Below are 14,031 nucleotides of genomic sequence, written 5' to 3'. Positions count from 1 at the left end.
TATGACATCTGAACTGGCGGAAATGGCATTGGACCAGAAGCGCATCATGCCCGATGGCGACGAGGCGCCCGACGCAGTCCCGGTGCCGCATGCGCTCGTGCCGCATCTCGACGAGATCGCGATCCTGCTCGACGTCGACGGCACGCTGCTCGAGTTGATGCCGACGCCACGCGAGGTCTGGGTGCCGCCGGGCCTGTCTGAAACGCTCCAGCGGCTGGTGGAGCGCACGTCCGGTGCGCTGGCGCTGGTCAGCGGCCGGTCGCTCAACGACATCGACCTGATCTTCGCGCCTGACGTATTTCGCGCCGTCGCCGGTCATGGCGCGGAGATGCGCCTGTCCGTCGGCAATGAAGCCGACGACGTGCATGCGCCGCCGATGGACAAGGAGCTGAAGCGGCGGCTCGCGGCCATCGCAAAGCTCAGCCCGGGCATTCTGCTCGAGGACAAGGGCTATTCGCTGGCGCTGCATTACCGCCTCGCGCCACATGCGGAGAAGGCGATCTACGAAGCCGTCTCGCTGATCCGCGCCGATCTGCCCAATGCACCGATCGAGGTGCTGCCCGGCAAGTTCGTCTGCGAGATCAAGCATTCCGGCTTCACCAAGGCGACCGGCGTGCGCGAATTGATGACGCATGAACCATTCAGGGGGCGCCGCCCGATCTTTATCGGCGACGACGTCACCGACGAAACCGTATTCGCGATCATGCCCGACATGAGCGGCCTCTCCTTCTCGGTCGGCCGCCGTGCCATGGGCGTCAACGGTCACTTCGACGCGCCCAGCGACGTGCGCGCGTTTCTTGCGCGCCTGCTTGACGATCCAAGGTAAAAGCAAGGCGGCGCCACTGACGGGACACAATGCGGCTCGCGCGGTTCCGTTGCGCCTGCAATTCATGCTGCGCAAACAGCCGCAAAAACTGTGTTCTCCATTGAAATTTGTGGGTTCCGCAGCGAAACCAGTTCCAACGCGCGCGCCCGATTTTGGTTTCATTTGGTTGGAACGATGGTCAGGAACCATATTGATGAACATCAGTTAAACAGGGTGGAATGAACAGGAGGGGACGACCTGTGAACTTGATCGTCGTTTCGAACCGCGTGGCCCGCAGCAAACCCAACGAACCGATGACGGGGGGCCTCGCTGCGGCGTTGCTCCCTGTGGTGGAGCATTCGGGCGCGATCTGGGTGGGTTCCTCCGGCCGCGTGCGGGACGGCCATCAGAAGGAACCGTTTGCGGAGATCGAGGCGCTCGGCTCGGGTGCGATCGCGACGCTGGATCTGCCGGCCGCGCATTACGGCGGCTATTATGAAGGTTTTGCCAATTCGGCGCTGTGGCCGGCACTGCATTCGCGCAGCGACCTGATCCGCGTCTCGCGCGACGATTATGTCAGCTATCGTGAGGTGAACGCCTTCATGGCGCGCGCCTTGATGCGGTTCCGAAAGGCCGGGACGGCATTCTGGGTGCAGGATTATCATTTCCTGGCGCTCGGCGCGGAGCTGCGCGATCTCGGCGTCGATGATCCGATCGGCTTCTTCCTGCATACGCCCTGGCCGGTGGCCGCGGTGATGCAGGGCGTGCCCAATCATCGCGAGCTGATTACGGCGATGCTGGCTTACGATCTTCTCGGCTTCCAGACCGAAGAGGATTGCCAGAATTTCGTCGGCTATGCCGCCACTGAGCTTGGCCTGTCCGTCGATGACGGGGTCGTCATCTCACAGCACGGACGCACGCGTTGCGAAGTGTTTCCGATCGGCATCGATGCGGAGAAGTTTGCACAATATGCGGCGAAATCGGTCTCGCATCCCGACGTGTCGCGGCTGCGCCGCAGCCTCAACGGCGAGCGGCTCGCGATCGGCGTCGACCGGCTCGACTATTCCAAGGGCCTCGTCAACCGCATCAGCGCGTTCGACCGGCTCTGGACCGAGCATCCGCAGTTTGCGCGCAGCATCTCGCTGTTACAGATCGCCAATCCCTCGCGCGGCGCCATCGAAGCCTATGGCAATCTCCAGAACGAGGTTGCGCGCCTGGTCACCGACGTCAACGGTCGCCATGGCGAGGTCGACTGGACCCCGATCCGCTACCTCAACAAGGGTTTCAGCCAGGCCGTGCTCGCAGGCCTTTATCGCACGGCGCAGATCGGCGTGGTGACGCCACTGCACGACGGCATGAACCTGGTCGCGAAGGAATATGTCGCCGCGCAAAACCCGGCCGATCCCGGCGTGCTGGTGCTGTCAAAGTTTGCGGGTGCCGCCAACGAGCTCGATGCCGCGCTGCTCGTCAATCCGCACGACATCGACGGAATGGCCCGCGCGATCGCGATCGCAGCCGCGATGCCGCTCACCGAGCGCAAGATGCGCTGGGAAGCGATGATGAAGACATTGCGCGGCCATACCATTCAGCAATGGTCCGCCGATTTTGTCGCCAGGCTCGAGAAGTGCCGCATCGAAAAGGCCGCGGTCGCACCGCTTGCCGCTCAGCCGCCGCAAGCGTTGCGTTGGCTCAAATCGGCGATCTCGGGCGTGCGGCTGACTAGTCTCTGATTTAGTCTTGGGCCCTTCTCCCTCGTCTTGTTCTTGCGGGGAGAGGGGCGCGGGGCTGTTTCCGAAAAAAGTGAGAAAGACGGCGCCCTCAATAACAATACGACACGCCGTCCAGAATCGCGCAGCGCCGCTTGTTCGGCGCGTTGGGGTCATCCATCGGAACCATGCCGTTGCCTTGGCCGACGAAGACGCCGGGCCCGACATGGACCGAACTCTTGTTGCCGATGATCACGCTCTGGTGCGGCGTGGTGCTGGAGCGCGTGCCGTCCGGCCAGAGGATGGCATCGCCCGACAGCACCCCGCGCCCTCCGTCGTCGCAGCTCACATCGACCCCTTGGCGCGTGCAGATTTGCGCGGCGGCGGACCCAACGAAGCCGGCGCCAAGGGCCGAAATCAGGCTCAGCGCGGCGGTGGTGTTGCGGATGGTCATGGCGTCCCCAGGGGATGGTTTGGCGGCCTGTTGTGAATCGTCGCAGCAGAGCCGCCTCCGGTTCAGCCAGCGGGTTCGCCAAGTCCATTGCGCCGGCCGGATATTTACCTGTCAACATAATGACTTAGGGAAAATTCGCCCGATTTACCCGCGATCCCTTGCAAAATCACCAGCGTCCCTTCAAGAGAGGGCGCTCCGGAGAGATGGCCGAGTGGCTTAAGGCGCACGCTTGGAAAGCGTGTGTGCGGGAAACCGTACCGTGGGTTCGAATCCCACTCTCTCCGCCATCAGCCTCATTTCGCCATTTTCCGTCCCCCCGCGCTTCAGCGCGGAACGCGGTCGTGTCGATCTCAGCGAGGAAGCCGTGAGGGCTGCGCAGGCGGCGGATTAATTTGATTCAAGTTTTAGCCAATTCCCCAACAACCATTAGGGTTACTTCCTCGATCTCTAGACGAATTATTGCCCGCTTTACCACCCGCCTCTAACACGAGGACGGCGGACAACGCACATCCTCATCCAGGCCAATAAGTGCGGCCCGCCCCACGCGGAGGTGGACGATGCGCAACGAGACGATCGCTATTCACGCCGGCTACGAACCCGAAGCCACCACGCACGCGGTGGCCGTGCCGATCTACCAGACAGCAGCCTATGCCTTCGACAGCGCCGATCATGGCGCGGCGCTGTTCAATCTCGAGGCCGAGGGATATCGTTACAGCCGCATCGCCAATCCGACCAGCGCGGTGCTGGAGAAGCGCATCAGTGAGCTCGAAGGCGGCGTCGGCGCGCTCGCGGTCGCAACCGGCCAGGCGGCATTGCATTTCGCCTTCGTCAACGTCGCCGATCACGGCGGCAACATCGTTTCGGTGCCGCAGCTCTACGGCACCACGCACACGCTGCTCTCTCACATCCTGCCGCGCCAGGGCATCACTGGCCGCTTTGCCGAGAGCGACAAGCCCGAGGCGATCGAAAAACTCATCGACGAGAATACGCGCGCTGTGTTCGCCGAGACCATCGGCAATCCCGCCGGCAATGTCTGCGACATCGAGGCGCTGGCGAAGATCGCGCATGCGCATGGCGTGCCGCTGATCGTCGACAACACCGTCGCAACGCCGATCCTGCTCAAGCCGTTCGACTACGGTGCAGATATCGCCGTGCATTCGCTGACCAAGTTTCTGGGCGGCCACGGCACCACGCTCGGGGGCGCCATCGTCGATCCGGGAATTTCCCCTGGGCGAAGCACGCCGACCGCTTCCCCGGCTACAACAAGCCGGACGCGTCCTATCACGGCCTCGTCTATGCCGAGCGTTTCGGCAAGACCGCCTATATCGAGCGCGCGCGCAGCATCTATCAGCGCACCATGGGCTCGGTGCTGTCGCCGTTCAACGCCTTCCTGCTGCTTCAGGGCATCGAGACCGTGGCGCTGCGCATGGAGCGTCACTGCGAGAACGCCAGAAAGGTCGCGGAATTCCTGCGTGCGGATCCGCGCGTGGCCTGGGTCAACTACACCGGGTTCCCGGATAGCCCCTATTATCCGCTGGTCCAGAAATATCTCGACGGTAATGCCTCCTCGCTGTTCACTTTCGGCATCAAGGGCGGGATGGAAGCGGGCAAGAGCTTCTACGATGCGCTGAAGCTGATCACGCGTCTCGTCAATATCGGCGATGCCAAGTCGCTGGCGTGCCATCCGGCGTCGACCACGCACCGCCAGATGTCGGCGGAGCAGCAGCGCACCGCCGGCGTGTTGCCGGAGACGATTCGCCTCTCGATCGGCATCGAGCATGCGGCCGACATCATCGAGGACATCGACCAGGCGCTGGAAAAGGCCTGTTCGACCGCGCGTCTTCAGGCCGCGGAGTAGGCGACCGCCCCGATGAGCATCTTGATCGACAGGGATCAAGGTATCTCGAGCCCGGCCTTGGTGCCGGCCGAAGTCGAGCTCGCGCGCGATCACAGCCGCGGCGAGCTTACCATCGGCTTGATCAACAACATGCCCGACCCGGCGTTGAAGGCCACCGAGCGGCAGTTCATGAAGCTGCTCCAGGCCGCGGCGGGGCCGCGCCGCATCCGTTTCCATTGCTTCTCCCTGCCGTCGGTCATGCGCTCGCCCGAAGCGAAGTGGCACGTCGAGAGCGAATATTCCGATCTCTCCGATCTCAAGCGTCAAAAATTCGACGGGCTGATCGTGACCGGGGCCGAGCCGGTCGCGCCCGAGCTCGAGCAGGAGCCGTATTGGCGCGACCTCACCGACCTCATTGACTGGGCCAGGACCAACACGCGCTCGACGATCTGGTCATGCCTCGCCGCGCACGCGGCGGTGCTGCATCTCGATCGGATCGAACGGCAGCGGCTGCCGGCGAAATGCCACGGCATCTTCGACTGCGACGCCGTGACGAACGATTCTGCTGACGCGCGGGGCGCCGGCGCCCCTGAGGATCTCGCACTCGCGCCTGAACGAAGTCAGGGAGCGCGACCTCGCGCAGGCCGGCTATCAGGTGCTGACACGTTCGGCTCTGGCCGGCGTCGACATCTTCGTCCGCCAATATGCCAGCCGCTTCGTGTTCCTCCAGGGCCATCCCGAATATGACGCGCTGTCGCTCCAGCGCGAATATTTGCGTGACATCGGCCGCTTTCTTGCGCGTGAGCGGGAGGCTTACCCGCACCTGCCCGTGAGCTATTTTGACGCAGCAACTGAAGAGAGACTTGCGCGATTCGAGAAGTGCGCGAGGCACCAGCGCCATCCCGCGCTCACCAACGAATTGCCCGCGCTGAATTTGCGCGCCGATATCGCGGCCGGCAGCGCGGCGGCAGTGCTGTTTCGCAACTGGTTGCACGATCTTGCGGCGGACACCAAGGCGCCGCTGCTCGCGCGCTAGCTGAAGAGCGCGGGTTCCGCGTTAGGATTAACCAGGTGTGAAGCTTGCCTCATCCGGCGCACGAATGCTTCAGTAGCGCCGCACCGAAAGACAGGAAATGCAATCGTGTGGTCGGTACTCCAGCAGCGCGTGAGCAATCGTCTGTCCCGGCATTTCCGCGGCGTACCGCACCGTTTGCCGGCGCATGCGCCGATGGTGAGCTTCACCTTCGATGACGCCCCGACAGCGCCGCGGGCGTGGGCGCGTCACTGCTGGAAGAGCATGGCGGGCGCGGCACGTTTTATCTCGCCGGCAGCCTGATCGATCAGCCGGGAGATCACTGGCACGGCCTGTCCAACGACGCGATCGTGGGGCTGCATCGCAGCGGCCACGAGATTGCCTGCCACACCTTCTCGCATCTGCGCGCCGTCGATCTCGACCAGGCCGCCATGGCGCGCGAGATCGAGCAGAACCGCAACTACTTCCATCGCCTCGATCCCTCGATCAGGCTGGAGAATTTTGCTTATCCGTATGGCCTTGCCTCGGTCTCGCGCAAGCCGCAGCTCGCGAAGATCTTTCGCTCCGCGCGCGGCATTCTTCCCGGCGTCAATCGCAATGTCATCGACCTCCAGTTCCTGCGCGCATCGCCCCTCGTCGATTGCGAGATCGATGCGGCAGGCGTGGATCGCTATTTCGACGAAGCGACCGCAAGCGGCGGCTGGCTGATCTTCTACGGCCACGACGTCGTCGACCAGCCGAGCCCTTATGGCTGTACGCCGGCCTTGCTCCGTCACGCGCTGAAGGCGGCCGAGACGCGCAACATGCCGATCGTGACGGTTGCCGAGGCTTTGCGAAGGATTGGGGCCTAGACCGCCGCCTTGCCGCGCAAACAGTCTTGCCATGCCCGCGCGGTCATGCGACTGGCGTTGTGACGAATCTCACGGCCCGGTCCAGTTCCGCCCATGTCCGCTCCCTCCACCGCTTCGCTGCCTGCCTCAGTCGATGGCCGCAACGCGCTGTCGGTGCTGCATTCGGTGTTTGGCCTGCCGGGCTTTCGCGGCGCGCAGGGCGAGATCATCCGGCATGTCACCGACGGCGGCAATTGCCTGGTGCTGATGCCGACCGGCGGCGGCAAGTCGCTGTGCTACCAAATGCCGGCTCTGTTGCGTCCAGGCTGCGGCATCGTGGTGTCGCCCTTGATTGCGCTGATGCGCGACCAGGTCGCGGGCCTGATCGAGGCCGGCGTCAATGCTGCCGCGCTGAATTCCTCGCTGACGCCGCAAGAGGCCTCCGACATCGAGCGCCGCCTGATCGCCGGAGATCTCGACCTGCTGTATGTCGCGCCGGAACGGTTGGTCACGCCGCGCTGCCTGTCGATGCTGGCGCAGGCGAAGGTGGCGCTGTTTGCGATCGACGAAGCGCACTGCGTTTCGCAATGGGGCCACGATTTCCGGCCCGAATATGTCGGCCTCTCCATCATCGCCGAGCGCTTTCCCGACGTCCCGCGCATCGCGCTGACGGCGACCGCCGACGAGTTGACGCGCAAGGAAATTGTCGAGCGGCTGCGCCTCGCAGGCAGCCCGCAATTCGTCTCGAGCTTCGACCGGCCCAACATTCGCTACGAGATCGTCGACAAGCGCAACGCGGTGTCGCAGCTGAAGGAGTTCATCCGGGAGCGCCATGCGGGCGACGCTGGCGTGGTCTACTGCCTGTCGCGCAATCGCGTCGAGGAGGTCGCCGCTGCGCTCGACGACGCCGGCATCGCGGCGCTGCCCTATCACGCCGGGCTCGATGGCGGCGTGCGCTCGCGCAACCAGGACCGCTTCCTCAACGAGGACGGCATCGTCATCGTCGCGACCGTCGCCTTCGGCATGGGCATCGACAAGCCCGACGTGCGCTTCGTCGCCCATCTCGATCTGCCCAAGAGCATCGAGTCCTACTACCAGGAGACCGGTCGCGCCGGACGCGACGGCAAGCCGTCGGCGGCCTGGATGGCCTACGGTCTCTCGGACATCGTGCAGCAGCGCCGCATGATCGACGAGTCCACCGCATCGGACGAGTTCAAGCGGGTCTCGATCGGCAAGCTCGATGCACTGGTGGGTCTTGCGGAAACCGCGCAGTGCCGGCGCAAGCGGCTGCTCGGCTATTTCGGCGAGACCATGCATGGCGAGAGTTGCGGCAATTGCGACAACTGCCTGACCCCGCCGCGGATGCGCGACGGCAAGGTGCTGGCGCAAAAGCTGCTCTCGTGCGCCTATCGCACCGGGCAGCGTTTTGGGGCCATGCACCTGATCGACGTGCTGATCGGACGCTTGACCGAGAAGGTGACGCAGTTCGGCCACGACAAGCTCTCCGTGTTCGGCATCGGGCGCGAGCTGAACGAAAAGCAGTGGCGCACCGTGCTGCGGCAGCTGGTGGCGATGGGGTACTTGCAGAGCGACAGCGAAGCCTTTGGCGCGCTGAAGCTGACGGAGTCCTCGCGCGGCGTGCTGCGCGGCGAGACCGAGGTGTGGTTGCGCGAGGAGGCGCCCGGCACCCGGATCAGGTCAAGCCGCGCAAAATCGCGCCGCGGCGACCTCGCGCCTGCGGCCAATACGCCGCAAAGCGACGTCGATCCTGAATTGCGTGCCCGGCTGCGCGCCTGGCGTTCGGACATTGCACGCGAGCGCGGCGTGCCGGCCTATGTCGTGCTGCACGACGCCACCATCGACGGCATCGTCCGGGCCTGGCCAACCACGCTGGACGAATTGCGCAACGTGCCGGGTATCGGCGACAAAAAAGCTCGAGCATTACGGGGACGAGCTGCTCCAGATCGTGCGGACGCGGTAGGAGGCGCGGCGGCCGATAACGCACCGCAATCCCTCAATCGTCATCCCGGACAAGCGCAGCGAAGCGGAGCGCAGATCCGGGATCCATACCGCGGGATCTATCGATTGCAATCGATAGGAGTACCGAACAGCAAATCTTCGCCAAACCACTCCCTGTGGCTATGGGTCCCTGATCTGCGCTTACGCTTGTCCGGGACGACACCGGTGTATGAGGTGCGAGCTGAGCCCTCAGCCGTTCCGGAACGCGTAGCCGTAACCGTTCAGCGCCGGCGCACCGCCGAGATGCGCGTAGAGGATCTTCGCGCCCTTCTCGAAATAGCCTTTCTGCGTCAGGTCGATCAGGCCCTGCATCGACTTGCCCTCGTAGACGGGGTCGGTGATCATTGCTTCGAGCCGCGCGGTGAGGCGGATCGCCTCCTTGGTCTCCTCCGACGGCACGCCGTAGGCGGGATAAGCGTAATCCTCGATCAGCACGACGTCGTCAGCGACGAGGTCCTTGCCGAGTTCGACCAGCTTGGCCGTGTTCTGGGCGATCGAAAGCACCTGCGCCTTGGTCTGCGCCGGCGTGAACGAGGCATCGATGCCGATCACCTTCCGCGCGCGACCGTCGGCGCGAAGCCGACCAGCATGCCGGCATGGGTCGAGCCGGTGACGGTGCAGACCACGACGTAATCGAACTTGAAGCCGAGCTCGGCTTCCTGCTTGCGCACCTCTTCGGCGAAGCCGACATAGCCGAGGCCGCCAAATTTGTGCACGGAAGCGCCGGCGGGAATCGCGTAAGGCTTGCCGCCCGCCGCCTTCACTTCTTCAATGGCGTCCTCCCAGCTCTTGCGGATGCCGATGTCGAAACCATCGTCGACCAGGCGCACGTCGGCGCCCATGATGCGCGACAGCATGATGTTGCCGACGCGGTCATAGACGGCGTCCTCGTGCGGCACCCAGGCTTCCTGCACGAGGCGGCATTTCATGCCGATCTTGGCGGCGACGGCCGCGATCATGCGGGTGTGGTTCGACTGCACGCCGCCGATCGAGACCAGCGTGTCGGCGTTGGAAGCGATCGCGTCGGGGATGATGTATTCGAGCTTGCGCAGCTTGTTGCCGCCATAGGCGAGGCCGGAATTGCAATCCTCGCGCTTGGCGTAGATCTCGACGTTGCCGCCGAGATGCTTTGAGAGCCTCTCCAGCTTCTCGATGGGAGTCGGGCCGAAGGTCAGCGGATAGCGCGCGAATTTTTCGAGCATGGTCAGGTCATCCCGATTGGCGTTAATGTTGGATGCCGACTAACATTTCTCGGGAGAAAGGTGCTCTCGAATGCTGCGGCCATATTGCGCCAAACCTTGCGGCGTGCGCCAGCTTCGTTAGTATTTCATTCAGATAGTACATAAATATCGGAAGATCCTTCCATGTCCGCGCGCCTTGATCGCACCGACCTTAAGCTATTGAGATTGCTTCAGAATAATGGCCGGCTCAGCAATGCTGAACTGGCCGAAACCGTTGCGATCAGCCCGGCGACCTGCCATCGCCGCACCCAACGCCTGTTCGCGGATGGTTTCATCGTCGCCGTCCGCGCCATGGTCGCGCCGAAAAAGGTGGCGAAGGGCGCCCTCATGATGGTCGGCGTCGTGCTCGACCGCTCGACGCCGGAGAGCTTTGCCACCTTCGAGCAGGCGATCGCAAAGCTGAAATTCGTGCTCGACTGCCACCTCGTCGCCGGCGACTTCGACTATTTCCTCAAGATCCGCGTCGGCGACATGGAGGATTTCAACCGCATCCACGGCGAGCAGCTCATCGCGCTGCCCGGCGTGCGCCAGACCCGCACCTTCTTCGTCATGAAGGAAGTTGTCGACAACGCGCCGCTGGAGTTTTGAGCCGCGCGGACGAGGCCTCCCGTGGTAGCTTGACGTACGCTTTCAAGGAATCACCCGATCATGCCGATGGAGCCGCCTGCCTTCCGCCAGCACAATCCGGTCGGGCCGGCTTACCAGCGCGGCTGGGTCGACGACGCCGTGGCCGCCATCGAAGCCGACCAGTGCCGCACGGCCGACACGCATCTGATCAAATTGATCGTGCCGGCGCTCGCCGGCATCGATATCTATCTGAAGGACGAATCCACGCACCCGACCGGCAGCCTCAAGCATCGGCTGGCGCGATCGCTGTTCCTCTACGCCCTCTGCAACGGCCACATCCGCGAAGGCACGCCTGTCGTCGAAGGCTCGTCGGGATCGACCGCAGTTTCGGAAGCCTATTTCGCGCAGATGATCGGCGTGCCCTTCTATGCCGTGATGCCGCGCACGACCTCGGCTGAGAAGATCGCCGCGATCGAGCATTATGGCGGCAACTGCCATCTGATCGACGACGGCCGCGCGCTCTATGCCGAGGCCGCCGCGCTCGCCGTTGGCCTGAACGGCCACTACATGGACCAGTTCACCTTCGCCGAGCGTGCCACCGATTGGCGCGGCAACAACAACATCGCCGAGTCCATCTTCACGCAATTGAAGGGCGAGCCGCGCCCGCTGCCGGACTGGATCGTGATGGGCGCTGGTACCGGCGGCACCTCGGCCACCATCGGACGCTATTTGCGCTATCGCCAGTATCCGACGCGGCTGTGCGTGGCCGATGTCGAGCATTCCGCTTTCTTTGACTGCTTCCGCACCCAGGATCGCTCCCATGTTTGCGAACGTCCCTCGCTGATCGAAGGCGTCGGCCGGCCGCGTTGCGAAACCTCCTTCGTGCCAGGCGTGGTCGACCGCATGATGAAGATCCCGGATGCGGCGACGATCGCGGCCATGAACGTGCTGTCGCGCCGGCTGCGCCGCGTGGTGGGCGGCTCCACCGGCACCAACTTCCTGGCGCTGTGCCGGCTTGCCTCGGAGATGCGCAAGGCCAACCAGACGGGATCGCTGGTGACACTGATCTGCGATTCCGGCGAACGTTACCGGCAGACCTATTACGAGCCCGAATGGCTGAGAAAGCGTGGCCTCGATCCGGCGCCGTTCGAGGCGGCGCTGTCGTCTTTCCTCGCGACCGGCGAGCCGCTGACGCTCGCCTTCGACGACGTCGCCAATCCACAAGCCCAATAGGGCGTTGGGCATCATCACCGATGCCGTCGGGGCACTCGCCCGAGCTGTGGATGTCACGGCAACTTCACTTGCCTTGCACGCCTACGCAGGCGACGGTCGCGACTTCTCAACGAGGAGAGCCTGCGGTGCGCCTTCCCATTCTCGATCCGAAAGACCTGAGTGCCGAACAGAAGCCGCTCTATGACGACATGCGCGCGGGTATCACGGACCACTTCAAGGGCTTCGTGAACATGCGCGACGACGGCGCGCTGCTCGGGCCCTGGAATCCCTGGGTTCGCGAGCCGCGATTCGGCAAGCCGGTGTGGGAGCTGGTCAAGGCGATCGCATCGAATCCGCTGTTGCCGGCGCCGGTGCGCGAGGTCGCCATCCTCGTCACCGGTTCGCATTTCCGCTCCGGCTACGAGCTCTATGCCCATGTTCTGGTCGCCGAGCAGCGCGGCCTGACCGACGAAAAACTCGCGACCATCGTCGCCGGGCAGCGTCCGGTCGATCTTACCAAGCAAGAGGCGGTCGCCTACGACGTCGCGTCTGCGCTGGTGAGCGGCGGCGTGCTGCCGGAGCTGACCTATCGGGCCGCGGTGAAGGAGTTCGGCGAGCACGGCGCGGCCGAGCTGTCCTATCTCGTCGGCATCTACTGCATGGTGTCCGTCACGCTGAATACGTTCGACGTACCGGTGCCGGAATAGCTGGCCGATCTAGACTGCTGGACCCGACGCAAGCGCAAGGCTACCCTGCCGCCGCCACGGCGGTGGATTCGCCATGCACGATCCAACTGCAGGATAATTGAGATGAAAGCGATGAAGCCCTCACGCCGCATCTTGCTCGCTGGACTTGCGGGACTTGCTGTGATTCCAACCGAGGCGTCCGCCTTCGCGGCGCCACAGGCCGCGGAAGACGCGACCGTGGCCGAAGAGCGCTTCGCACGCATGATCGCCGCGGCGCATGCGCCCAATGTCAAGCGCGCGCACCGGGCGGAGCGTTACGCAGACGCGCATTGGCGCGAGTATATCGGAGCGGCGCGTGCATTGATCGACGCACGCGCGTAAGCCCCTTCGCTCCTCGCGCAGGGTCATCGCATATGAGGTCGATTTCTCTGTGGCCACCCTTCGAGACGCCCGCCTTTGGCGGGCCCTCAGGATGAGGACCGAGTGTGCGGTAGCAATTTTAACGGGCTCCGATTGCCGCTTAGCCTCATCCTGAGGAGACCGCGAAGCGGTCGTCTCGAAGGACGAGGCGCGCGCTTGGCCGGCCACAGCCATATGCGATAGCCCTGTCCCCTTCGCGGGAGGATCTCACCTCTCCACGGCCCGCCGCACCTGCTCGCCGATCTGCGACAGCACCAGCTGCGCTTGCGGCAGGATGGCGCCCATGGCGTGGAAATTGTGAACCATGCCGTCGTGACAGACGTGCTCGACGACGACGCCGGCTCCGAGCAGCTTGCGGGCATAGGCGTTACCTTCGTCGCGCATCGGGTCGAACTCGGCGGTGTGCATGATCGTCGTCGGCAGGCCCGTGAGTCGCGTCGCGCGCAGCGGCGAGACGCGGGGATCCGCGGCATCGATGCCCTCCGGCAGATAGTCGGCGAGATCGGCCTCGATCGTGATGCGGTCGATGAGATGGCCTTCCGCGAACGCCTCGCGCGAAGGCGATGCCTCCTCGAAATCCAGTACGGGACAGATCAGGCATTGCGCCACGATCGATAGGCCGGCGCTTTGCTGCGCCTCCTGGCACACGATCGCAGCCAGCGTGGCACCGGCGGAATCGCCGCCGATCACCAGCCGTTCGGCGTCGATGCCGAGCGATGCCGCTTCGCGGGCGACCCATTCGGTCGCCGCCATCGCGTCGTCGACGGCGGCGGGGAATTTGTGCTCGGGCGCGAGGCGGTAGTCGATCGAGACGAGGCGGCAGTTGGTCGCATGGGCGAGGGCTGCGGCGATGCGGTCGTGGGTCAAAATGCTGCCGGCGACGAGACCGCCGCCGTGAAAGAACACGAAGCCGGGTGCGCGCTCGCCGGCACCCGCGGGCGTGTAGAGGCGATAGGGAAGCTCGCCGCCCGGGCCGGGAAGCGCGCCGTCGGACGTCGTTACATCCGGCGCATCAGTACGCGCGAACTGCATCAGCTTCGCCAGCGACTGCCGCCGGGCCTCGACGCTGGGCCGGCTCCGCGCCTCCGGCGCAGCCGCAGCCATCATGGTCAACAAGCGCTTGGCAAGCGGATCGAGTGGCATGGAACACTCCGTAAGGTAACCCGCATTATAGCCCGCTTTGTGCTCGATTTGGTGTCGCCCCGGCATTACTGGCCGAGC

Annotated in this window: 8 protein-coding genes, 1 tRNA gene and 5 pseudogenes; 11 read left to right on the top strand and 3 right to left on the bottom strand. The window is 64.3% G+C overall.

Going from position 1 to position 14,031, the window contains the following annotated elements:
* Window position 1: 1 nt before the first annotated feature.
* Together otsB and AB8Z38_RS21780 are read left to right on the top strand one after the other, a co-directional pair.
* Window positions 2–826 (top strand): trehalose-phosphatase, encoded by an 825-nt coding sequence (otsB, locus tag AB8Z38_RS21785; RefSeq protein ID WP_369719866.1) that lies wholly within the window; start codon window positions 2–4, stop codon window positions 824–826.
* A gap of 239 nt (window positions 827–1,065) precedes the next feature.
* Entirely contained in the window at window positions 1,066–2,535 is a 1,470-nt protein-coding gene (locus AB8Z38_RS21780) for a trehalose-6-phosphate synthase (protein ID WP_369719865.1), read from the top strand.
* Window positions 2,536–2,623: 88 nt separating this feature from the next.
* Here the strand turns inward: AB8Z38_RS21780 and AB8Z38_RS21775 are convergent, their stop codons facing one another.
* Window positions 2,624–2,965, bottom strand: a complete 342-nt coding sequence (locus AB8Z38_RS21775; RefSeq protein WP_369719864.1) for a hypothetical protein — start codon at window positions 2,963–2,965, stop codon at window positions 2,624–2,626.
* A 197-nt stretch (window positions 2,966–3,162) separates the two neighbouring features.
* Here AB8Z38_RS21775 and AB8Z38_RS21770 point away from each other — a divergent pair.
* The 5 genes and pseudogenes from AB8Z38_RS21770 to recQ all read left to right on the top strand — a co-directional run bounded on the left by AB8Z38_RS21770 (window position 3,163) and on the right by recQ (window position 8,646).
* Window positions 3,163–3,252: transfer RNA gene (locus AB8Z38_RS21770), tRNA-Ser, on the top strand.
* A gap of 270 nt (window positions 3,253–3,522) precedes the next feature.
* Window positions 3,523–4,823: pseudogene (locus tag AB8Z38_RS21765) on the top strand (O-acetylhomoserine aminocarboxypropyltransferase/cysteine synthase family protein).
* 12 nt (window positions 4,824–4,835) lie between these two features.
* Window positions 4,836–5,838: pseudogene (locus AB8Z38_RS21760) on the top strand (homoserine O-succinyltransferase).
* Between the two features lie 105 nt (window positions 5,839–5,943).
* Window positions 5,944–6,686 (top strand): annotated as a pseudogene (locus AB8Z38_RS21755) (polysaccharide deacetylase family protein).
* A gap of 93 nt (window positions 6,687–6,779) precedes the next feature.
* Window positions 6,780–8,646 (top strand): annotated as a pseudogene (gene recQ, locus AB8Z38_RS21750) (DNA helicase RecQ).
* A gap of 227 nt (window positions 8,647–8,873) precedes the next feature.
* Here recQ and AB8Z38_RS21745 read toward each other — a convergent pair.
* Window positions 8,874–9,886: pseudogene (locus AB8Z38_RS21745) on the bottom strand (1-aminocyclopropane-1-carboxylate deaminase).
* A 162-nt stretch (window positions 9,887–10,048) separates the two neighbouring features.
* Here AB8Z38_RS21745 and AB8Z38_RS21740 point away from each other — a divergent pair.
* From AB8Z38_RS21740 to AB8Z38_RS21725, 4 genes are all read left to right on the top strand, one after another.
* Window positions 10,049–10,513: an Lrp/AsnC family transcriptional regulator gene (locus AB8Z38_RS21740; RefSeq protein WP_369719863.1), complete on the top strand. Its 465-nt coding sequence runs from the start codon at window positions 10,049–10,051 to the stop codon at window positions 10,511–10,513.
* Between the two features lie 66 nt (window positions 10,514–10,579).
* Window positions 10,580–11,725, top strand: coding sequence for a PLP-dependent cysteine synthase family protein (locus AB8Z38_RS21735; RefSeq protein WP_369726569.1), 1,146 nt, complete (start codon window positions 10,580–10,582; stop codon window positions 11,723–11,725).
* A 125-nt stretch (window positions 11,726–11,850) separates the two neighbouring features.
* Window positions 11,851–12,411 (top strand): carboxymuconolactone decarboxylase family protein, encoded by a 561-nt coding sequence (locus AB8Z38_RS21730; RefSeq protein WP_369719862.1) that lies wholly within the window; start codon window positions 11,851–11,853, stop codon window positions 12,409–12,411.
* 111 nt (window positions 12,412–12,522) lie between these two features.
* The gene (locus tag AB8Z38_RS21725) at window positions 12,523–12,771 is read left to right on the top strand and encodes a hypothetical protein (protein WP_369726568.1); all 249 of its coding nucleotides are present in this window, start codon (window positions 12,523–12,525) and stop codon (window positions 12,769–12,771) included.
* Window positions 12,772–13,017: 246 nt separating this feature from the next.
* On the opposite strand, the gene AB8Z38_RS21720 is transcribed toward AB8Z38_RS21725, so the two are convergent.
* The gene (locus AB8Z38_RS21720) at window positions 13,018–13,953 is read right to left on the bottom strand and encodes an alpha/beta hydrolase (RefSeq protein WP_369719861.1); all 936 of its coding nucleotides are present in this window, start codon (window positions 13,951–13,953) and stop codon (window positions 13,018–13,020) included.
* Window positions 13,954–14,031 lie beyond the last annotated feature (78 nt).

The sequence above is a fragment of the Bradyrhizobium sp. LLZ17 genome, from assembly GCF_041200145.1.
Classification (GTDB): Bacteria; Pseudomonadota; Alphaproteobacteria; order Rhizobiales; family Xanthobacteraceae; genus Bradyrhizobium.
This window is presented reverse-complemented; position numbering and strand designations above follow the sequence as displayed.

Bases quoted from the DNA above. Each gene is read 5' to 3' on its own strand.
- AB8Z38_RS21720 (WP_369719861.1), bottom strand. From the start codon at position 13,953: ATGCCACTCGATCCGCTTGCCAAGCGCTTGTTGACCATGATGGCTGCG.
- AB8Z38_RS21740 (WP_369719863.1), top strand. From the start codon at position 10,049: ATGTCCGCGCGCCTTGATCGCACCGACCTTAAGCTATTGAGATTGCTT.
- AB8Z38_RS21735 (WP_369726569.1), top strand. From the start codon at position 10,580: ATGGAGCCGCCTGCCTTCCGCCAGCACAATCCGGTCGGGCCGGCTTAC.
- AB8Z38_RS21725 (WP_369726568.1), top strand. From the start codon at position 12,523: ATGAAGCCCTCACGCCGCATCTTGCTCGCTGGACTTGCGGGACTTGCT.
- otsB (WP_369719866.1), top strand. From the start codon at position 2: ATGACATCTGAACTGGCGGAAATGGCATTGGACCAGAAGCGCATCATG.
- AB8Z38_RS21775 (WP_369719864.1), bottom strand. From the start codon at position 2,965: ATGACCATCCGCAACACCACCGCCGCGCTGAGCCTGATTTCGGCCCTT.